Annotated in this window: 17 protein-coding genes, 1 tRNA gene and 2 pseudogenes; 12 read left to right on the forward strand and 8 right to left on the reverse strand. The window is 61.9% G+C overall.

Annotated elements, in window-relative coordinates; translation table 11 throughout:
- Position 1: 1 nt before the first annotated feature.
- Entirely contained in the window at positions 2-454 is a 453-nt protein-coding gene (locus ACVMIH_RS34665; RefSeq protein WP_028333166.1) for a (2Fe-2S)-binding protein, read from the reverse strand.
- A gap of 585 nt (positions 455-1,039) precedes the next feature.
- Between ACVMIH_RS34665 and ACVMIH_RS34670 the strand changes: the two genes are divergently transcribed.
- From ACVMIH_RS34670 to ACVMIH_RS34685, 4 genes are all read left to right on the forward strand, one after another.
- A tRNA-Glu gene (locus ACVMIH_RS34670) sits at positions 1,040-1,114 on the forward strand.
- 216 nt (positions 1,115-1,330) lie between these two features.
- Positions 1,331-4,114: a UPF0182 family membrane protein gene (locus ACVMIH_RS34675; protein WP_456864809.1), complete on the forward strand. Its 2,784-nt coding sequence runs from the start codon at positions 1,331-1,333 to the stop codon at positions 4,112-4,114.
- Positions 4,115-4,649: 535 nt separating this feature from the next.
- On the forward strand, positions 4,650-5,060 hold the full coding sequence (locus ACVMIH_RS34680) for a hypothetical protein (RefSeq protein ID WP_456864811.1): 411 nt from the start codon (positions 4,650-4,652) through the stop codon (positions 5,058-5,060).
- 128 nt (positions 5,061-5,188) lie between these two features.
- The gene (locus tag ACVMIH_RS34685; protein ID WP_076830437.1) at positions 5,189-6,352 is read left to right on the forward strand and encodes a radical SAM protein; all 1,164 of its coding nucleotides are present in this window, start codon (positions 5,189-5,191) and stop codon (positions 6,350-6,352) included.
- A gap of 18 nt (positions 6,353-6,370) precedes the next feature.
- Here ACVMIH_RS34685 and fabF read toward each other — a convergent pair.
- From fabF to ACVMIH_RS34700, 3 genes and pseudogenes are all read right to left on the reverse strand, one after another.
- A pseudogene (gene fabF / locus ACVMIH_RS34690) lies at positions 6,371-7,634 on the reverse strand (beta-ketoacyl-ACP synthase II).
- Positions 7,635-7,805: 171 nt separating this feature from the next.
- Complete coding sequence (locus tag ACVMIH_RS34695; protein WP_456864813.1) at positions 7,806-10,115, reverse strand: tetratricopeptide repeat protein; 2,310 nt, start codon at positions 10,113-10,115, stop codon at positions 7,806-7,808.
- 303 nt (positions 10,116-10,418) lie between these two features.
- Positions 10,419-11,537, reverse strand: a complete 1,119-nt coding sequence (locus tag ACVMIH_RS34700; protein WP_456864814.1) for a hypothetical protein — start codon at positions 11,535-11,537, stop codon at positions 10,419-10,421.
- 364 nt (positions 11,538-11,901) lie between these two features.
- On the opposite strand from ACVMIH_RS34700, the pseudogene ACVMIH_RS34705 reads away from it, so the two are divergent.
- The 4 genes and pseudogenes from ACVMIH_RS34705 to ACVMIH_RS34720 all read left to right on the forward strand — a co-directional run bounded on the left by ACVMIH_RS34705 (position 11,902) and on the right by ACVMIH_RS34720 (position 13,318).
- Positions 11,902-12,290: pseudogene (locus ACVMIH_RS34705) on the forward strand (hypothetical protein).
- Positions 12,291-12,388: 98 nt separating this feature from the next.
- On the forward strand, positions 12,389-12,598 hold the full coding sequence (locus ACVMIH_RS34710; protein ID WP_141340037.1) for a hypothetical protein: 210 nt from the start codon (positions 12,389-12,391) through the stop codon (positions 12,596-12,598).
- Positions 12,599-12,773: 175 nt separating this feature from the next.
- The gene (locus tag ACVMIH_RS34715) at positions 12,774-12,980 is read left to right on the forward strand and encodes a hypothetical protein (protein WP_229189147.1); all 207 of its coding nucleotides are present in this window, start codon (positions 12,774-12,776) and stop codon (positions 12,978-12,980) included.
- Between the two features lie 98 nt (positions 12,981-13,078).
- Complete coding sequence (locus tag ACVMIH_RS34720; protein ID WP_456864816.1) at positions 13,079-13,318, forward strand: hypothetical protein; 240 nt, start codon at positions 13,079-13,081, stop codon at positions 13,316-13,318.
- A 2-nt stretch (positions 13,319-13,320) separates the two neighbouring features.
- Here the strand turns inward: ACVMIH_RS34720 and ACVMIH_RS34725 are convergent, their stop codons facing one another.
- Positions 13,321-13,521 (reverse strand): sigma factor-like helix-turn-helix DNA-binding protein, encoded by a 201-nt coding sequence (locus ACVMIH_RS34725; RefSeq protein WP_456864818.1) that lies wholly within the window; start codon positions 13,519-13,521, stop codon positions 13,321-13,323.
- Positions 13,522-15,295: 1,774 nt separating this feature from the next.
- Between ACVMIH_RS34725 and ACVMIH_RS34730 the strand changes: the two genes are divergently transcribed.
- The 3 genes from ACVMIH_RS34730 (at position 15,296) to ACVMIH_RS34740 (ending at position 16,038) form a co-directional block, all read left to right on the forward strand.
- Positions 15,296-15,538, forward strand: coding sequence for a hypothetical protein (locus tag ACVMIH_RS34730; protein WP_456864820.1), 243 nt, complete (start codon positions 15,296-15,298; stop codon positions 15,536-15,538).
- Positions 15,539-15,563: 25 nt separating this feature from the next.
- Positions 15,564-15,755, forward strand: coding sequence for a hypothetical protein (locus ACVMIH_RS34735; protein WP_057019190.1), 192 nt, complete (start codon positions 15,564-15,566; stop codon positions 15,753-15,755).
- A 103-nt stretch (positions 15,756-15,858) separates the two neighbouring features.
- A complete protein-coding gene (locus tag ACVMIH_RS34740) occupies positions 15,859-16,038 on the forward strand; it encodes a hypothetical protein (protein ID WP_456864822.1) in 180 nt (59 codons plus the stop codon).
- Positions 16,039-16,433: 395 nt separating this feature from the next.
- Here the strand turns inward: ACVMIH_RS34740 and ACVMIH_RS34745 are convergent, their stop codons facing one another.
- Positions 16,434-16,664: a DUF3606 domain-containing protein gene (locus ACVMIH_RS34745; protein ID WP_092090290.1), complete on the reverse strand. Its 231-nt coding sequence runs from the start codon at positions 16,662-16,664 to the stop codon at positions 16,434-16,436.
- Positions 16,665-16,786: 122 nt separating this feature from the next.
- On the opposite strand from ACVMIH_RS34745, the gene ligD reads away from it, so the two are divergent.
- Positions 16,787-17,710, forward strand: coding sequence for a non-homologous end-joining DNA ligase (gene ligD / locus ACVMIH_RS34750; protein WP_057019192.1), 924 nt, complete (start codon positions 16,787-16,789; stop codon positions 17,708-17,710).
- Positions 17,711-18,663: 953 nt separating this feature from the next.
- Here the strand turns inward: ligD and ACVMIH_RS34755 are convergent.
- Together ACVMIH_RS34755 and ACVMIH_RS34760 are read right to left on the reverse strand one after the other, a co-directional pair.
- Positions 18,664-18,930 (reverse strand): HGGxSTG domain-containing protein, encoded by a 267-nt coding sequence (locus ACVMIH_RS34755; RefSeq protein WP_253638847.1) that lies wholly within the window; start codon positions 18,928-18,930, stop codon positions 18,664-18,666.
- Complete coding sequence (locus ACVMIH_RS34760) at positions 18,927-19,586, reverse strand: hypothetical protein (protein ID WP_456855458.1); 660 nt, start codon at positions 19,584-19,586, stop codon at positions 18,927-18,929. Before ACVMIH_RS34760 ends, ACVMIH_RS34755 begins: the two co-directional genes overlap by 4 nt.
- Positions 19,587-19,906 lie beyond the last annotated feature (320 nt).

Consider the following 19,906-nt stretch of genomic DNA (forward strand, 5'->3'; position numbering starts at 1 on the left):
GTCACACCCCCGTCGATGCGAGATGGACGGCATTCTCGATCCGCTGGTAGCAGCCGCAGCGGCAGATATTGCCCGCCATGGCTTCGCGGATCTGGTCGTGGCTGGGCTTCGGGTTCTGGTCCAGCAGCGCCGCGGCTTGCATGATCTGGCCGGCTTGGCAGTAGCCGCACTGCGGCACGTTGACCTGGCGCCAGGCCTTCTGCACCGGATGGTCGCCGGTCGGATGCAGCCCCTCGATGGTGGTGACCTCGCGGCCGACGACGTCGGACACCGAGGTGATGCAGGCGCGAACCGCCTCCTTGTCGACGATCACGGTGCAGGCGCCGCACAGCGCCTGGCCGCAGCCGAACTTGGTGCCCGTGAGGCCTGCTTCGTCACGGAGATACCAGAGCAGCGAAAGATCCGGGTCGCCGTCCCAATTCTGTTCCTGGCCGTTGATTTTTAGTTTGATCATGGTCTGTCCTCGCTCTGCTTAAGCTATTGACCTGTGCGGCGCGAGGTGCGGAACGTCTTCCATGGCCTGCGACCGCGCTGATGTTTGTTGTGCCAAGATATTCGTGAGCCAAATCTGCCGTGCGCCAAGGCCGTCAAGCGCTTGCGCTTTGTTCCAAGCACTCCTCTCGCTTGTCCGGCGCCGTGCGGGGCGCAGCATGGTGAAGGGCTGCGATGTTAGCAGAGACGGACGCCGGGTGACTTCACAGCCAAGTGTTTTGCATTGCCATTTGGCGAAAGCAGGGCCGTGCACGACGACGACATGACATCTCAGGGTGGCCATCATGCGATCGCGCGGGCGGTGCCACTGTAGCGTGCAGGTGCGACGCGCTCGGCAAAGGCACGCGCGGCATCTCGCCCGGCCTCGTCTTCCCGGATGCGCGATTGCACACCTGAGGGCATCGCGCGGCGATGAACCCGGAATCCAGCGCTATGGCGCCGGATGCCCCCGGGGGCGTTCGTAAAGCATGCGTGACAAAATCCCCGCCGCAATGCACAAGGCATCTTGCGGCGGCCGGATTTCAAGGCTATTGCCTTGCCTCTCAACGCTCCCTTCGTCTAGCGGTTAGGACGCGGCCCTCTCAAGGCTGAAACAGGGGTTCGATTCCCCTAGGGAGCGCCAAATGTTCGCTATTCCACGACATTTTACGATACGGCTCCATTCGCCGGGAGCTTTCCTGCTCGACGACTGATTGATCACGCGGTCCGCCTGAGCAGTTGCCGCCTTGTGCTCATTTGCGTCCCGGTGACGCAGCTTCGAGCCCTCATCGCGCCTTGGCGGGCAATCCCCACCACGAAACAAGCGGCGGGCGTCCCTCGTTTCCGCTATGATGAAGTCATGACGATCGGGATTACCGGACCCGGCCGGAAAGGACCACGGCAAAGTGGCGTGGTCAGGCTGATCGTTGCGGCCATCGTCATCACGATTTGCCTGATCCTGCTCTCGTTCGCGAGCGACTTCCTGGTCGATTGGCTGTGGTTTTCATCGATCGGCTACCTACAGGTTTTCCTGACGGCGATCGGCGCCAAGGCAATCGTCTTTCTCTCCGTCTTCGCGGTGACCACCGTCGTCCTCTCGCTGAACGGACTCCTGGCGGTGCTGTTTGCCATGCAGCAGCCGCTACAGAACCGAGTCGCCCCGGGGAAGGTCGCCGGTTTTACGGCGCCGCCCGATCCGTTCGTAGAACTGCGCGACCAATTAGCCCGGCCGCGGTTTGTCGCGCTCGGTGCGGGTGTGCTCGCCGTGCTGGTTGCCGCAGGCGAAGTCGGCAATTGGAACATCTTCCTGCAGTTTCTCTACCACGTGCCCTACGGTGCGCAGGATCCGCTCTACAACAAGGACATCGGGTTCTATCTCTTTTCGCTACCCGCCTATATCGCGATCAAGAACTGGATGCTGCTGACAATTATCCTGGGCGCGCTGTTTGCCGGAGCGATCTACTGGGTGCGCGGCGACATCGAATACGATGTTCACAACCGTTCAATTTCGCCGACCGTGATCGCGCATGGCTCGGCGCTGATTGGCCTTCTGTTCGCGGTGAAAGCCTGGTCCTATGGGCTCGACCGCTATCTGCTGCTCTACGGCGACAATGGTGTCGTGGTCGGGGCGAGCTACACCGATGTCCATCTGGGGCTGCCGGCTCTGTGGTTGATGATCGGGCTTTCGATCATCGCGGCGCTCATCGCATGGGCCAACTTGCGGGCGTGCACCTACCGGCTTCTTGCCGCCGCGTTCATCCTCGTCGGCGTCGGCTCTGTCATGCTGTCGAGCCTCGTCCCTTCGCTTTTCCGGCACTTCGTCGTCAAGCCGACGGAGTTGGAGCTGGAGAAGCCCTACATCGAACGCAACATTGCGCTCACCAGGCAGGCCTACAATCTCGACCGGATCGCAACCAAGCCGTTTGCCGCTGAACAGAGGCTGACCTTCAAGACGCTGGAAGCGAACAAGGCGACCATCGACAACATCCGGCTGTGGGACTGGCTGCCGCTGTCGAATACCTACGCGCAGCTGCAGGAGATCCGTACCTATTACAAATTCCACGATCTTGACGTCGATCGCTATTGGCTCGACGGCTCCTACCAGAGCGTGATGCTCTCGGCCCGCGAACTCCGGGCCTCCCTGCTGCCGGCGAACGCCCAGACCTGGGTCAACCGCCACGTGCTGTTTACGCACGGCAACGGCGCAGTGATGAGCCCGGTCACCCGCAAGAGCACGGAAGGACTGCCGTTCTTCTATTTGCGCGATATTCCGCCCGTTGCCGACGGTGGCCCCAGGATCGACGAACCGCGCATCTATTTCGGCGAAGAGAGCGACGACTACGTCATCGTCAAGGCCAGCATCCCGGAGTTCGATTATCCGAAGGGGAAGGACAACGTCTATGCGGCCTATGACGGCAGCGGCGGTGTGCCGATCGGAGCATTGGGATGGAGAACGCTGTTCGCCTACTACTTCAACGACGCGAATCTGGTCCTCTCAAGCTATATCACGGCCGACAGCCGGATCATGATCCGGCGCAACATTACGGAACGGGTGCGCACGATCGCCCCATTCCTCAGGCTCGATCATGATCCCTATCTGGTCGTCAGCAACGGTCGGCTGTTCTGGATGCAGGATGCCTACACCACGAGCTCCTATTTCCCCTCAGCGCAGCCCGTGCCGGAGCTCGATCTCAACTACATCAGGAATTCGGTGAAAATTGTCGTCGATGCCTATAACGGGACGGTCGATTTTTACCTGATCGACCCAAGCGACCCCATTGCAGCGACCTACCAGCGCATCTTCCCGGACCTGTTCAAGCCGTTCATGGCCATGCCGGCGGATTTGCAGAAGCATATCCGCTATCCGGAGAATCTGTTCCTGATCCAGGCGCGGCTGTATCAGACCTACCACATGGAGCAGGCCGAAATATTCTACAACCGCGAGGACTTCTGGCAGTTTCCGCGACAGCCGGGCGGCGACGGCACTTCGGTGATGACCCCCTATTACATCATCATGCGGCTGCCCGGCGAGCCGCAGGCCGAGTTCTTCCTGATGCTTCCCATGGTACCGAGCCGTCGCGACAATATGATCGCGTGGCTCGCGGCGCGTTGCGACGCCCCCGACTACGGCAAGCTGATTGTCTACGAGTTCCCCAAGGACAAGCTTGTCTACGGGCCGTTTCAGATCGAGGCACGGATCAATCAGAATACCGAGATCTCGCAACAACTCACGCTGTGGAATCAGATGGGCTCGCGGGTGATACGCGGTGCGAACCTGCTGGTGATCCCGATCGAGAACTCGATCCTTTATGTCTCGCCGCTCTATTTGCGCGCCGAGCTTGGACACCTGCCGGAGCTGAAACGCGTGATCGCGGCCTACGGTGAGCACGTCGTGATGAAGGAGACGCTCGCTGACGCCCTGGCCGCGTTGTTCGCGGAGCCCGGTGCGGTGCCGGCGGTTTCAAACGCAACCGAAACGGTGTCCCCTGCGGGCGGGACGGCGAGCCCGGCGCAGCAGGCGCTCGATCACTACAATCAGGCGATGGAGCGATTGAAGGCGGGAGACTGGAAAGGTTTCGGTACCCAGTTCGATGCCCTGCGCGAGCCCCTTGAGGAAATGAACCGACGCTCCGCCGGTCACTAGAGCATGATCCGGAAAAGCGTGTAGCGGTTGTCCGAAAAGATCGTGTCAAATCAAAGGGCCAGAGCGGGATGACGATTCGAAGAAAAGTCATCGCGCTCCAATGGGCTCGGGGAATTGTGAGTGCGGACGCACGCCTCAATCGGGTATTGTTAAAGGTCGCATTGCAATTTCAATCACATAAGAGTTCGCGGTTTCGTTCCGATTGGCGCGCCATTGAGCCCTCATCCGCAAACCCGGAACTGACCCGCTTCGGCACGCAAAAGCGGCCATTTCGCGCGCATGCCTGCGGCTCCCGATTCGGATTGCGGTGCCGTTGGCCGCGATCACATTCGTGAACGATTGCGCAGGTCTTTCGGAACGGGCTCGCGCGAGAGCGTGCCCTGGTCGTTCGCCCATCGCGAACTGATCGGCGCAGCATCAGACGCGATACCTAGACTCCGCTGCAAATCCGCTGCTATACTTTCAGTTGCTCGACCGGCGTAAGGCACGCGCCGACGTTTCGTTTGATTGCGATATCGCGAAAAGGAGCTCAACGATGGCGATCACGCTGACGGTCTTGGCGAGCCTGCTGCAACTGCACGGGCCGGGTGCGACAATCGAAAGCGATCATCAGGGTATCGACGCATTGCTGAGTGGTGTGCGCGAGCAGAGCCTTCAGGAACAGGGCGCTCAGGAACAGAGCCCTCAAGAACAGAGCCCTCAAGAACAGAGCTTTCAAGAACAGAGCCCTCAAGACGTACAGGGCTTCCAGCTGGGGGTGATTTCCGACCAGCCCCAGGCAACTCAGGTTTATTTCAGGCGCGGGGCCTTTGCCAGGGGGCCCTATGCGGGCGGCTTTCGCAGAGGCGGCGGCTACTATCCGGGCGCCGGCGCATTTCGCAGGGCCGGCGGATATTATCCCGGAGCAGGCGCGTTCCGACGAGGTGGCTTCGTCAGGGGCTACTAGAGCATGATCCGGAAAAGTGGAAACCGGTTTTCCGAAAAGATCATGCTCAAACAACCAGATGAGATCATGATGCGATTCCGTGGAAACGCATCATGATCTAGCCCGATCGCAGCTTGCCGGTAATCCGCATGTCGGTTGACGCTTCAAATTCCGTCGCGTTCCAGGAGCAGCCGATCACGCAGTTGCTGGTCAAGGTAGCGGCGAGGTGCAACATCGATTGCTCCTATTGCTACTGGTTTCGCGATGCGGCCGTCTATGACAAGCCCAAGCTGATGAGTGCCGAGGTGCTGCAACAGCTGTTGCTGCGCCTCGAACAGCACGTCGCCAGATACTCCCTCGTCGACTTTCCCGTGATCCTGCACGGCGGTGAGCCGCTGCTTTGGGGTGTCGATAATTTTCACCGTTTTGCGGAGGGCTGCGAGGGCATTTCATCCCGGACCGGCTGCGAGATCCCGATCGCGGTGACGACCAACGGCATCCTGATTGACGATGAATGGCTCGACTGCTTCGAGGCCCGCAATATTTCGGTGGCGATCAGCATCGATGGGCCGGCACATATTCACGACGCTCACCGCAAGACGTTTCAGGGGACCGGCACCCATGCCGCCGTGGAACGCGCCGCCCGCATGCTGGTATCGCGCGACATCGGCGTGATCGCGCTCGCGGTGTGCAACCCGGCCTACGCGCCGCAGGAGTACGCGGATTTTTTCGCGGCGTGCGGCATCGCCAACTACGACATCATGATTCCCGACGCGACGGTGGACGAGAAGCCGTCGTCCATTGCCCCGTTCTATAACGGCCTTTTCGACTTGTGGCTGGAAGCCAATCGCACGACGCCGACATCAAATGTCCGCATCATTTCCGACATGGTCGCGGCCTTGATCGGCAACAACGCGCCGACCGAAGGTGTGGGCCACAAGCCGGTCGAGCTTTGCACGGTCATGACCGACGGCACGGTGGAGGCCCACGACGTATTGCGCATTGCGGGTGACGGTTTCACCAACACGCGGTTCAACATCTTCGATCACGCGATCGACGACGTCAGGACCGAGCCGCGCTGGAAAGCCGCACGCGATGCTTCAGTCAATCTTTGCGAGAAGTGCCGGCAATGCAAGTTCATGAACGCCTGCGGCGGAGGCTACCTTCCGCACCGCTTCTCCACGAAGAACGGTTTCGACAATCCGTCGGTTTATTGCGACGATCTCTATTCGATGTTCGAGAACATGCAATCCGTGCTGGAACGTCATCTCTACGTCCGCAAGCAGGACGGGGAACGGATTGGAGTGCGCTGAGCGCAACGCCCGACCGCCTTAAGACCACCGTCGAAACACCAGGCTGGCGTTGACGCCGCCAAATCCAAAACCGTTCGAGATCGCGTGTTCGATGGCCATCCGCCGCGCAACGTTCGCGACGAGGTCAATGCCCTGAGCTGCGGAATCGGCGTTCTCCAGATTGAGCGTGGGCGGCGCGACCTGGTCGCGCAGCGCCAGGATGGTGAAGATCGCCTCGATGCCGCCGGCGGCGCCGAGCAGATGTCCGGTCGCCGACTTGGTGGCGCTGACGGCAATTCCTCCCGCGCGCCCGAACACGCGCTTGATCGCCTCCCAGCTCGGAGAGATCGCCGACCGGCGTCGATGTCGAATGCGCGTTGAGATGCTGGATCTGGTCGGGCCGCAAGCCGGCCTGCTGCAGCGCCGCCTCCATCGCGCGCCGGGCGCCGTCGCCGTCTTCGGGACCAGCGGTGATGTGATAGGCGTCCGCCGTCGTGCCGTAGCCGATGAGCTCGGCGATCGGTTTCGCGCCGCGCCGAAGCGCGTGTTCGAGCTCCTCGATGACGAGGACGCCCGCGCCTTCGCCCATCACGAAGCCGTCGCGGTCGCGGTCGAACGGCCGCGACGCCCGGGCGGGCGTGTCGTTGAAGGATGTCGACAGCGCCCGCGCCGCCGCAAAGCCGCCGAGGCTCACGGGATCGATGCAGGCCTCCGCGCCGCCGCAGATCGCAACGTCGGCTTCGCCCGATCTGATCAGGCGCGCGCCGTCGCCGATCGCCTGAACGCTCGCGGCGCACGCGGTCACCGGCGCGCCGATCGGACCCTTGTAGCCGTAGCGGATGCTGATCTGCCCGGCCGCGAGATTGGCCAGGAAGGAGGGAATGGTGAACGGCGACAGCCGGCGCAGGCCGCTCTTCTCCGCCGTGCGCACGGCGTCCGCGATCGCGGGAAACCCGCCGATCCCGGATGCGATCACGGTGGCGGTGCGCTGCTGCGCAAGCGCCTCGGCCGGCATCCAGCCGGCCTGCGCCACGGCTTCAGCCGCTGCGAGCAGCGCGAACAGGATGAACCGGTCCATCTTCTTCTGGTCCTTGCGCGGGGCCGCCAGGTCAGGATCGAAGCCGCCCTCGGCATCCCCGGCCTTGTCAGGAACCTGTCCTGCGACGCGCGCCGGCAGCGCCGCCGCCCATTCCGGCAATGCCGTTAGCCCGGAATGCCCCGCCAGCAGCCTCGACCACACCAGTTCGGTGCCACAGCCCAGCGGCGACACCGTCCCCAGGCCCGTCACAACAATTCGACGCATGGCTCTCCTGTCGCGCCCTGGTGCGAACCGGCATGGCCGGGATTCGAACCTGCCCGGGCGTCGGGTCGTTATATGATGTTCGTCATCTATTGTCTCGACCGGCCGGACGTCAAGGGATTGACTTCGCTCTCAGCGCTCCGCTGACGAGCAACTGCCGTCAGGCAGCAACGATCACGCCGGGACGACGATATGGTCCGGCGCAATGCCCGCCCGGTGACGCGCATACATCGTGGTGTAGGCGGCCTCGATATGCCGGGTGAAACGTTTGGTATCGAACAACGGCGCCGTCAGCCGGTTGGCCGCCAGCCTGGTTCTGAGCGCCGCGAGCCTCGAAGGATCGGTCGCAAGATCGACCGCCATGCGCTCATAAGCCTCCGGAGATTCCGCAATGAGCTCGGGCAGGCCGACCGCATGGAGCAAGCTCGCCGCGACCCGGCTGGCAAACGTGTCGCCGAGAATGGTCAGCACCGGCAGGCCGGCCCATAGCGCATCGCTGGCGGTGGTGTGGGCGTTGTAGGGCGTGCTGTCGAGGAACAGGCCGGCGAGGCGATGGCGTGCGAGATGGTCGGGTGACGACATACGCGGTGCGAACACGAGGCGCTCCGCAGCGACGCCACGCGCGACCGCCTCCTTTCGCAAATTTGCGGCAGAGTCGGCGTTGGCTTCGAGGAGCCACAACATGCTGCCCTCGACGCGGCCGAGAATCCTCATCCACCGATCGAACATGTCAGGCGTGATCTTGTAGTTGTTGTTGAAGCAGCAGAACACGAAGCCGGTCGGCGCCAGCCCGACGTCGCCGCGCGTGAACGCGCGATCGGCAATGACGCGTTTGTCGTCGTTGGCCTGATAGCTGTCGGGCAGGGCGACCACCTTTTCGCTGTAGAATTCGCGATGGCGGTCCGGGATCACGGTACGGTCGGCGATGATGTAGTCGATGAACGGGGCACCGAGCGTTCCCGGATAGCCCAGATAATTGACCTGGATGGGGGCGGGCCGGCGGCCGAGGACTCTGGTGCGGGATCCCCCGGTAAAGCCTTTCAGATCGACCAGGATGTCGATTTCCAATTGTCTGATCAGGTCGGCGACCTCATCGTCGTTGATGTCCCGGACCTCGACAAATCGATCGAACGACGCCTCCAGCCGTTGACGCATCTCCGAGGGGTCGTTGGGCGACCATGAGATTGCCACCGTCTCGAATTTCGACCGGTCGTGGCACTCGAACATCCCTGCCATCAAGAGCGATGTCGCGTGGTTGCAGAAATCCGACGAGAAATAGCCGACGCGAATTCGATCGTGATGGTAGCGCTCGCCCCGCCAGCGCTGGCTTGCGGACGGCGGATGATTCTTCGCGGTCCATCGCGTGGCGCACAGCAGCTGGTCGGCGGTCGATGAAGGAACGCTACAAAACAGAAATGGCGGCGTCGTCGCGTTCCGGGTCCTGATCAACTCGACAAGTCGGTCGCACTCGGCGTCAAAGCCGGCCCAGTCGCAAATGTGGGATTTGGCGTGCAGACGATAGCCTTCGATGTCGGCCTGGTCCGGTTTGAGCGCGACGGCCTTGTCATAGGCGGCGAGTGCCTCGGGGTAGCGCGCCAGAACGGATAGAACCTTGCCGCGGTTGGCGTAAGCAGCCGCATCGTCGCCCTTGTGCCGGATCGACTTGTCGATGCTGGCGAGCGCCGCCTCGTGATGCCTGAGCCTGAACAGCGCCGAGCCGCGGTTGTTGTAGGCTTCGGCATAGTCGGGCCGCAGGGCGATCGCCTTGTCGTAACTTGCAACGGCCTCTTCGAGACGATCCAGTTCGACCAGCACGTTGCCGCGATTGTAGCACGCGCCGGCGATTCCCGGCGCCCGGTCGTAGCTCGCGAGCGCATCATCGAACCTTTTGAGGTCGTTGAGCACGTTGCCACGATCGTTGTGTGCGCCGGCATCGTTGGGCTTGAGCGCAATCGCCCTGTCCAGGCTCGCCAGGGCTTCCTCCGGCCGCTGCAGCTTTCTCAGCGCGGTGCCCCTGTTTCGATGGGCGTCTGCATGGTCAGGCACCAGCGCGAGCACGCGATTGAAGCTTGCGAGCGCCTCCTCGTGGCGCCCGAGGTCCGCAAGCGTGATTCCGCGATTATAGAGCGCCGGCGCGAGGTTTTGCCTGAGCGCGACCGCCACATCGAAGCTCGCGAGCGCTTCGTCGAAGCGGCGCAACGCGCGCAGCGCGTTGCCGAGGTTGCTGTGCGCGTCCGCGACGTTGCCGTTGAGCCTGATCGCGCGCCGGATCAGGTCGACGCCGCGCTCGCTGCGGCCGGTCTGCGCGGAAATCAGGCCCAGCAGATGCAGCGCATCGAAGTTGTCCGGCTGCTGTCGGAGCATGTCTTCATAGATCTTTTCTGCGGCCGCCAACTGACCCCGCTGATGCAGCGCGACCGCCTGCGCGAAGGCGCGCTGCAAGTCGGTCGAACTGGATTTTTGAGATTCACCTGTTTCGGGCATCGGACGTCTTCACGCGCTCGGTGTCCGGGTCCTGGCCTCACGCCGGCGGACATGTCGCATCCTGTGCCCGCGATAGGGATCGCCCGTTGATTAAAGGTTGAAAACTGGCAGATCGTCCTCGATTGCGCAACGGCCTCCAGGAACAGCTCCAGGAACAGCTCCACCAATAGTCGGGCTGAAGCGGATGGTCCTCGGTCAGCCCAGCGGCTGTCTCGTCGGCCGCAGCCGAACCGTGGACGGTCACGACTGAAGCGGGACATCGTCCGGAGCATTAAGGCCGGCGTTCACGATGCGCCTGCCATTCTAGCTCGAACACGCGTCGTTGCTGAGCAGCGGCGTCGGGTTCTCGGTCGAATTTTCCCCGCCGCGATACCATGGCTTGAAGCGAAACCCGGTTCTCGCATACGACCATGGCGCGGTCAGGGATCGGGCGCTGCCCTCCGTCGTATATTCTGAAGCGACGCCAGGATCTGGATTGTAGAGCGAGAAGACGCCGCGCCAGCTGCCGTCCGGCTGCTCCTGGGCGTAGGACAGCTCCACCTTGTTTCGCGAGACCGAAACCAGACGATCCGAAGCGTGATCGAACACGAATGGCCGCTCGAACCAGATCGTGGTCTCATCCTGCTTGATTGCGACGTTGGCCTCCTGTCGTGCCGTGCCGCCACCGACCAGCAGGGGAATCCCCAGCGGCACCGCGACATCAGCGGTGGCGGTTGCATTGAGACGGTGGGCGGAAAGCGTCGACGCAAAACCATCCGGCCGCGCAATGACGGTCTTCTTCGTGAACGGGCCGTGCGGGCCATCTGCCGTGGCAACCAGCGCGACGGCGTTCTGCGTGTTGTTGTAGTAGCCGTGATAGAAGATGACATATTCGCCGTTCGCGCGCCGACAGGCATAGCTGATCGACAGCCCGGACGCTTCCTCGGGCAGTGAGGGCGTGATCACGGCGCCGTGGCGCGTGAACGTCATGCCGTCAACGCTGGTCGCAAGCTTGATCTGCTTCGCCGCGCGGTCGAGGTAATAGATCATGTACGGCTCGGCTGCTCCGGGCTCATACACCACCTGCGCCGGGCCGATCCCGCCGGGCTCGGACGCGTCCGACTGAAAGGCGATTCCCTGCGGAATCCAGGCTCCTTCGTTCGTCGACGTCCAGAGCCGCAGCTGAAACCAGCCCGTCGTATAGGCCGACGCATAAAGACGCCTTGTATGCGCATCCGGCGCGATCGCGGATGGCCACGCCAAATGAAGAACGCCATCGGGCGGCGACAGCGCCGGCGTCAGGCTCGACACCAGGCCGTCGTCGCCGAACTCCCAGATGTGATAAATGCCGCTGCTCCCGACGCCATTGAGAAACCAGCTTCTGGCAATTGCGCCTGCCGGGAAAAGCGTGAGGATGACGAAAACAAGTCCCCGCACAATCATGAAATTTATCCTGGGTCGTGCCGTCTATCGAGCAAACAATTCCGTTGTGATGACACACTCGGGCGCTCGTTTCGCCCGGAGATTTGTTTCTGAAAATGACGCGGGCCTCGGATTGAAACGCGCAGGATGCGTCGGCGGATCAGTTACCGGCGGTGCTCGCAGTCGAGGTTGCGGCCGCTGCAGAGTCTTCTTGAAATCGCTGCCACGGCGGAGATCAGATCGTATTGCACAACGATCGACTCGCTGCCGCGGACTGCAACCAGTACAACGACTGACCGGCCTGATTTCTGTACTCAGGACCGGTTCCGCGCGACCATATCTTGGGAATTTGCAACGACAGGAGAATCCGGCTTTTGTGACCAGCATGGGCTCTAAATCTCGGGAGTACTTGTTCGGAGCGACGGTCAGGCATCTGGCCGAGCGCGCCAAGGAGGCTCGGCTCGAGGCGGATGGTGCGGCCTGCCGGGCATGGAACGCCCGCATGCTCGCTTTTCAGGGGCCCGCCCAGCCGTCGCCCGCGCTCGGCGATGCACTCAACGCCGGTTTCCGCTACCTCGAAGTGAAATGCCTCGGCTGCGAGACGTGAGGCGGCCGAAGTGGACGCCGATCCACGAGCTGGAGCGCTATATGCGCTGCAAGCTGTGCTCGCGACGCTCCGGCTACCCGTTCAAGCGCAGCCATCTTGTGGTACTGCGGACGACTAAGATCTCCGCCATGAACCCGCCCTCAACCTGGTGGCCGGGAGAGCGCTGACACCGTCGCAGAGCATGCTGCGCCCAAAGTCCCACCTCACTATTGGAACATTCCAGGCCTTACCCGCTTGTTCCGAAATCCAGAACGAGTTCACTAACGTGACTGACGAATTTGAATATCTAGCGCACCGATTGGTGATTATCGAGCAACCCGGCGGTGGGTTCTTGGTCGAAGTCACGCCGATCGCCGGCGGCCAAACCATCAGAACAATGACCTACCAACGTACTCAAGAAGCGATCGCTGCAGCGAAGCGGACAATCGACAAGCATCCCGAAGGCAGGCGACCTGCCAATCTGGCCCGGTCTTAAAGTGGCTGACCACCCGCTGCGAGATTCAAGCTGAGACCTGTTCGCTCAAAAAGCACCGGCGCGTCAGTTCCTAACGGATGAAAAAAATTTCGAGCGCCTAGATTATCCCAGGACAATGCGAGCCCGTGCGGCTGGGGTTCTGACGGTCGCTAGTTGGAATGTCAGGCGAACTGTCATGGTAAAGAAACGGCGCAAACGGACGATACAAACGATGTCGCTCACCGCTCGGCTTGACCGGCTTGCTCAGGAATCGAGGGCGAAAGCGGCAGGTCTTCCCCCCGGAGCAGAGCGCGAGCATTTGCTGAAAAAAGCGCGCGAAGCCCGGCGGGCCATTGAGATCGAGGACCTGCTCAAGCGGCGAGGTGTCGAGCTTCCGGTTTGATTTTCGGCGGCGGGATAGCACCGTTAGGCTGGCGCCCCAAAGAATGGCCCCAGCGAGGGGGTACACGCTGAGGCCAAGACGGTTGGATCATCCATGAGATGGCAGGCTCATCACATAAACAGGGCGCCGACGCCTACGATGAGCGCTACGAACGATATCGCCGCCAACGCCATGAGGCTGTACTCGACGCCGTCGTCGTGACTGAACCTGAACATATGGAGAGCTTGCGCCGCGGCCTTGGTGTTCGCATTTACTTAGGCGTGTCAGGAGCCGTGTCCCATCTAGGTTCCGGCCTTATCTTAAGTGAAGATTCTTCGCGGGAAGAAGCTGTTGAGTGAGCCTAGCTCCCCGCCGCGAGACGCTTCCTCATTATCGTCAGTCGGGCGCTGACTGCGGCCTCTGTGCGGCCGAGTTTCTGGGCGATCTCGCGCTGGGTTAGCTCGGTCTCGCGGATCATCTGTAGCAGGCGCTGCTCTTCCTCTTCGGCCCAAGCTGGCAAGGATGTTCTCCGAATTGTTTCGTCCTGAAATGCCAGTACCAATTGCACATCCTGGTCATCTCGTCTTCCCGGGATTTGCCGGTCCTTCTCGTTTGTTCGGTCGAGTGTCCTAATTAGGACAGTATCTCCCTTAGCACGGGATGCCCGGCCCAAAGCTCGCCGTCGGTCGTCCCGAAAGGGATGACCGGCGCGGGTGGACAGTAAATCAACTTGCCAGGCTTGCTGCACTGGCTCATTGTCCCGCGATCACCGGCGAAGGCTTTGTCCGTAGGCGTCGGTGGCTGAGAGACCGAGCGCGCTCCCGCCTGCAAGGAGGAGCTGCGCCATGAGCCAGCCATTCAGCGAAGAGACGATAGCGTTATTGGATCGCGCTCAGCGAGCCATTGATATGCGATCCTGGTGCGTGAACAGAGGCGACGCCATCTCGCCGAGGCCGGCCTTCGGTCGTTCCGGTTAGAGCTAGCGCTTTTCGAGGCAAACAAAGGTCTTTGGCTGGAACAGCATGCTCCAAGATGTTCCATTCCTTTTTAGGATTCGCGGCGCAACCCAGGAACAACTGTTCACTTTGTAACTTAAGGAGTCCACTAAGAGCGCATCGAGAACTGAAGTGAACCAGCCCACTCTAGATCAGCGAACGACGCCGCACAAAGCCATGAACTGGCAGCAGTGCCCCAGATGCTCTGACATCCCCGAACTCGTCCGTGCCTTCCTCGATCCTGTCGGCGGGAAAACCGTGCGGCTCATGGAATGCAAATGCGGCGAACGCATCTGGAGCGACCAAATGGCGGAATGACCCAATTTGGGGCTACGGCCGCCTCAGTTGGCGGCCTCTTTCATTTTCGCATCCGCCCAAGAGAAGCCGACCACGCTCGCGCCGGGCTTTTTTCTTGACCCAAGAAAATGCCCTCAGCGAGGGCGCTATGGCCCGCGCTTGGCTGACGGCGCTCGGCCCGTCTGGCTCTGTTGGCGATCACCACGAGCCGGTTATTAACCCCAGCCTCGGTCCGCGCATCTGGACCGCTATGAGCCGGTGATCCATCTCATGTAGGATAGCACCCGTCGCCGCCGTGAGACGGCTCCGGCGCTTTGCGGGGCTAGCGTGCGCGCCAGAGCCGTCCCCACGCGCGCTCATGTCCGAGAGCGCACTGCATATTACCGGGGAATGCGACAAACGCCGACGGCACCTTGGATTACCCCTTAATTGTAAAAACGGCCCCAGCACCTCTGGGGGCCGGGAGGCCGGTGCTTGAGCCGCTACCTGATTCCGGTCTGTGTTGTTGGAGGCAGGTTCACCGGATCATGCTGGCGACGAAAGTTCCGGCACTTGCATGTGTTAATCTCTTGAAGCCCTTAGCTAGCCGAAGTTCGTGTCAGCTCGTCTGGCGAGATGGCGACTTCCTAGCAATTCGATGGCGCCCCCTTTAGGTAATCGCAAAAAGGCCCCAGCACGCCGAAACGCCGTTGCTGAGGCCCAGTCGTCCGATATTGCCGGGGCGCGACCCGACGGAGCTATTGCTAGCACGCTCCTGTGCGACCGCCAGTTTCTCCCAAAATATGCGCAGTAGGCAAGGAACCATCGAGAGGACAAGAGCGTCTAATTGGCGCTTCTGGTCAGCCAAGGTGCCCCCCGACTGCCTGAAGAAAACCCGTATCGCTCGGGTTGGCGGCCCCCTGGTTGGGGCCGTTTTCAGTTCGCTGCGGAAAGCGCGAGCGGTGCTTGTCCAAAGTTGATCGCAACGATTCACATAGTTCAATGCGGAGCACACCATCCTGCAAGCTAATCGGTGAACTTGCGTTTCACAGGTAGATGGTTGCAATGGAATTTATTGGACGCCCGATGCGAGGCCGTTTCCTCGTTCGGCAAGGAAGCATTGGCTGGATGGTCTACGACAGCGAACTCAAAGGACCGGCACAGATAAAGAAAAATGGCCCCTTTGCCGAGAAGCTGACCAAGGAACAAGCCGAGATCATAGCGCACGCGCTGACGAACCAGATTCGTGCGAGATCGGATGATCCTGCGCAATTGCGGTGCGTCAAGGCCGCTATAAACGCGCGGTGAAAATGATCGTCCGGAGGGGGGACCATTGTTCATCATCGAACTCTTGAACCCTGACGCGTTCTCGGGAACAGGCAGCATCATCCTGCTCGAACTGACGGACGAGGATTCCGCGATGCGAGCCGCCCGAAAGATCGCTGCCGAGACAGGACGCCGCGTAACCGTGCGGAAAGAAGACATGCAAATCATTGGGACTATATCCGCGCCCACGACCCATTAGATCCGAGCCGAGCGGCGAGGCCGGTCATCTAAGCCCTTGCTCCGAGAAATATTCAGGCCTACGCTCAATCCTGTACGAGCAGTCCAGTTATTCGGAGCCGGCAATGCTTGTTTACCGCCCAACGAATTTGCAGATTGAACTCCAACGGCTGCGCAGGTCAGCGGACGATCTCCTCGCCCGAGCCAACGCTGCGCTGGGGTTGCCCAAGCCCGACACGTTTCTGGGACGAAGTCACCATGAGCCGATTCCGCTTCCGAACGAGCGCGATTTCGGGATCGAATGAGTACCGGTTGATTGCTGCCGACCAGGCCCTAACTCCGAGCCTTCCTGGCACCGGAACTAGGCCGACGATCGACGCGCTTGCGGCTGACGGCCACCGCGACAAAAGAGCGCTCGCGAAACGACCTTCTGAAAAAAAGATGGCCCCAGCACCCCGGGGTGAGTGCTGAGGCCTCGGTAGTAGTCCCACTCCATCGTGGCGATTTTAACGTCGTGGACTGCTGCTTGTTCCCCGAAGCGAAACGGCCCCAGCGAGGGGACATTCTGAGGCCGATTCGGTGGCCCCAGCGAGGTGCCAGCCGGGGCCGCTCAAACTGATCGAGAATGTGCCCCGGTCTTCGGGGGCAAGAGCCGGGGCACTTTCATCCATGATGCCGCTCTGCCGCGAGCAGCACATTGCTAACGTCGCTTCGAAGGTGCCGTTCCTAACGACCTTTTCATCGCCGACCCGAGCCGGCGCTCAACTCGCTTGCGGCTGGTGCCGACCTTCTTGACGGCCTTCTTCACCGATGCGGCCGACTTGCCGGTCTTCTTCGCCTCATAGCGCACTTCGTAATCCTGCCCGCCGGCGACGCGCGCTCGGTCCTGCTTGCGACCGCGCGCGGTCTGCTTCTTCGCTTTCTTTGCCATTCCGGCCTCCCTGTCGATGAGGGCCAACTCGGTTTATGATCGACCGTTCCATTTGCGGACCCGCGTCGGAACGATTGCGATTGCGCCAGTTTGAATCAGCTTATTGTTTGTGGAGTTGCGTTGTGGCGTTTCAGCGTAGGAAGCCCGAGGCGATCGGGACCAAGGCGCTCTTTCCCGGCTTCATCGCGCCGGCCCTGGCATCGCCGATCGAGAAGGTGCCGAGCGGCACACGCTGGATTCACGAGATCAAGTTCGACGGCTACCGGGTTCAGACTCACATCGCTAATGAAGACGTGAAGATCTACACCCGGCGCGGCAACGACTGGACCAGGCGCTTCAAGAAGGTGGTCCAAGACGCCTGGCACATTTCCGCATCATCAGCCATCATCGACGGCGAGATCGTCGTTCCCTCACCAGACGGCACGACCGACTTCTCCGTGCTGCAGAACGAGCTGCGCGGTAAGTCGACCAGGATCGTGATGGTGGCCTTCGACCTGCTCTATCTCAATGGCCGCGATCTCCGGAAGCTGCCGCTGAAGGAGCGCAAAGCGCTGCTGAAGAAGCTCGTCGCTGGCACCGAGGTCCAGTTCAGCGAAAGCTTCGAGGTGGACGGCCCCAAGATGTTCGCGCATGCCTGTAGGCTCGGCTATGAAGGCGTGGTGTCGAAGGTGGCGGATAGCGCCTATCCGACCGGCACCCGGAGCCGCGACTGGGTCAAGAAAACCTGCGCCCAGCGCGAGACGTTGACCATCGCCGGCTTTGCACTGGACGACAACGAATGGGACGGAATTTACGTCGGCCGGCGCAAGGGCAACGAGCTGATCTACGCCGGCAAGGTCGACCACGGCTTCGACAAGGCCTCGGCCGCCGATCTCCGCAAACGCCTGACGCCGCTGATCCGCAAGACGCAGCCCTACACCAAGCGCATTGCACACAAGGCGATCTGGGTCGAGCCGAAGGTGCTGGCCGAAATCGAGTACCGCGCCAAATCCGCCGAGGGCAAGGTGCGGCATCCGTTCTTTCGTGGGGTGCGAGAAGATCTATGAGCAAGCCTCGCTGCATCTTTTGCGACGACACAAGATGGGTGTGCGAGAATCATCAGGACCAGCCCTGGACCGGTCCGCACGCCTGCGCTTGCGGAGGCGCCGGTGCGCCCTGTCCGGCCTGCAATCAGCCGAATGATGACGGTCCTCCTCGAATGCCGGAGGGCTTCCAACCAGACGAATAAACGAGGCTTGGCCGTGACGTTGCCGACGATCTCGCAGCTGGCGTCCTCCAGCTTCACGTTCTGCACGGTGATAAGCCCAACGGGCCGGCAATTGGAAAGAGAGGGGTACTTCCTCAGTCGGACGCAAAGAGCCCACGGGGTCGGCGCCGGCAGCTTACAGGGGCTAGCCCGGATGGACGGTCCCGTAGATTTACCATGACCCGGAATTCCAGCTGCTCGGCGCCGGAGCGGGCGCTAAGTTGATGGCGCGGGGGCGGCGCCTTGAGGGCAGGAGGCCGCAATGGAGCGTCTGTATTTGGGCATCACCGTCACCAGCACTTACGCGCTGGTCACCTTTGCGCTGATGCTGGCTTTCGTGCACTGACCGCCGGGAATCCGGATATTTGCTCGCGGGGCCGCTACGGGGTGCGTTGTCTTCGCGGAACGCGGCGATGTCCGGCAACCGGCAAGCTTTTACTGCGTCAGCGGGTTTAAACGTATGCCGAGGCCTGTAGCGATAACCCTGATGAGTTTGGCCGTTGCAACGCTCACGGCGTTCGGCATCGCCGCAGCCCTCATGATCCATTAAAGCGCGATGAGATTAGGTTGAATCGTCATCGCGCTTTAGCTCTTTGTTTGAGCATGATCTCCGCGCAAACGCGTCCCGCGTTTGTCGCGAGGGAAAACCGCTTCGCACTTTTCCGGATCATGCTTTAGCGGGAATGGGCCGGCGGGATTTCGCGCCCGGCGGCCCATTGGTCGTTTCTGCGCGCGGCCATTTGCGAAACGCAATCACTTCATCCCCTCCAGCATCCTCCGCACCTCCCCCAACAACACCCGGATCTGCCTTCGCTCGGCGATCGCGTCCCCCGTGAACCGGCCGTGCTTGCGCGCATTCCGGTTCGCCCGTGGCGCGCCGGATCCCCTTGCGCCGCCGTGCATGCGGCAGCGCGTCTTGCCGCGCACCGCCGGCGCGCGGCAAGAACCGCCGCAGCGGGTCCTGGCGCCGCAACGCCGGCTGGCCAGCATCGGGCCGGTCGTTTGGATGTGGCCGCTCATGCCTGTGGGTCCCGCGCCGCATCGGTGGAATTCCGCCGTCGCCTCGCGCCCGCGGGCCTCAGTGCCCGCGCCGCGGATGCCGGGCTGTTCTCGGACACGATCACGCTCGCATGCTGCGTGACGGTGCCGACGATGGCGTTGCCGCCGTCCTCGACCTTGACGTTCTGCACGGTGATGGCGGGCTCGCCATGGCTGCGGTGGCGGTTCAGCGCCTCGATCTGGGCGGGAAAGGTGCGGGCGAGCCGGCCCAATGCGCGCGCGGCGCTGTCGTGCTGGGCGAGGTCCTTGGCATGCGCGAGGTGATGGGCGCATCGCATTGCCATCACATGAACCGACACCATCTGCGCCACCAGCATGGCCTCGACGGAATCCCGTGGACGAATGCTTCTCACCATCGAGATCATGAAGGCGAGGTTGACCTCGCAGGGCTTGCCGCCGCTCACGCTGGCCTTGACCAGTTGCCGCAGGATGCCGTCCATCGCGTCGCGATCGGCGACCCCCAGCGCGTTCGCCATCAACTGTGCGCCGAACTCCGGATCAGGATGGTCGATGCAGAAGCCGTGCGAGGAGAATTTGATCCGCGGAGGAGTGGCAGCCTGGGTCTGGGCGGTTGCGGCGATCGCCGTTGCCGTCGCGATGTCGGGAGCGGTGTCCATGTCGGGTAGTCCCTGGAATGCGCGCGGCAAGCGCGCAGACGATCGCTCGCTGCGGCAGCCGGTGCGATGTCGATTGTGGGGAGGGGTTTCGGTCTCACGTGCATACGTCGCGCCCGCTGTTGCGGGCGACGGGGCACTTGCACGATTTCGGAATATTGGAAATGTATCCCTGATTTGCCCGACGCGTCAAGTGGCGTTGTCGGGCGCCGGCGGCCGCCCGGCGCCCTTTGCATGGGGTTGTTTTCGATATTTTGGCGGCGTGGCCCCGGCGGGAGTTCCGCCGCCGTCAGCCGCAGTCATGCCGGCAAGGCACGGTGCGA

This window comes from Bradyrhizobium sp. USDA 4503, from assembly GCF_054055815.1.

Excerpts from the sequence above, each read along its gene's own strand:
- ACVMIH_RS34665 (WP_028333166.1), bottom strand. The coding sequence starts at position 454 with ATGATCAAACTAAAAATCAACGGCCAGGAACAGAATTGGGACGGCGAC.
- ACVMIH_RS34675 (WP_456864809.1), top strand. The coding sequence starts at position 1,331 with ATGACGATCGGGATTACCGGACCCGGCCGGAAAGGACCACGGCAAAGT.
- ACVMIH_RS34680 (WP_456864811.1), top strand. The coding sequence starts at position 4,650 with ATGGCGATCACGCTGACGGTCTTGGCGAGCCTGCTGCAACTGCACGGG.
- ACVMIH_RS34685 (WP_076830437.1), top strand. The coding sequence starts at position 5,189 with ATGTCGGTTGACGCTTCAAATTCCGTCGCGTTCCAGGAGCAGCCGATC.
- ACVMIH_RS34695 (WP_456864813.1), bottom strand. The coding sequence starts at position 10,115 with ATGCCCGAAACAGGTGAATCTCAAAAATCCAGTTCGACCGACTTGCAG.
- ACVMIH_RS34700 (WP_456864814.1), bottom strand. The coding sequence starts at position 11,537 with ATGATTGTGCGGGGACTTGTTTTCGTCATCCTCACGCTTTTCCCGGCA.
- ACVMIH_RS34715 (WP_229189147.1), top strand. The coding sequence starts at position 12,774 with ATGGTAAAGAAACGGCGCAAACGGACGATACAAACGATGTCGCTCACC.
- ACVMIH_RS34720 (WP_456864816.1), top strand. The coding sequence starts at position 13,079 with ATGGCAGGCTCATCACATAAACAGGGCGCCGACGCCTACGATGAGCGC.
- ACVMIH_RS34730 (WP_456864820.1), top strand. The coding sequence starts at position 15,296 with ATGGAATTTATTGGACGCCCGATGCGAGGCCGTTTCCTCGTTCGGCAA.
- ACVMIH_RS34740 (WP_456864822.1), top strand. The coding sequence starts at position 15,859 with ATGCTTGTTTACCGCCCAACGAATTTGCAGATTGAACTCCAACGGCTG.
- ACVMIH_RS34745 (WP_092090290.1), bottom strand. The coding sequence starts at position 16,664 with ATGGCAAAGAAAGCGAAGAAGCAGACCGCGCGCGGTCGCAAGCAGGAC.
- ACVMIH_RS34755 (WP_253638847.1), bottom strand. The coding sequence starts at position 18,930 with ATGAGCGGCCACATCCAAACGACCGGCCCGATGCTGGCCAGCCGGCGT.
- ACVMIH_RS34760 (WP_456855458.1), bottom strand. The coding sequence starts at position 19,586 with ATGGACACCGCTCCCGACATCGCGACGGCAACGGCGATCGCCGCAACC.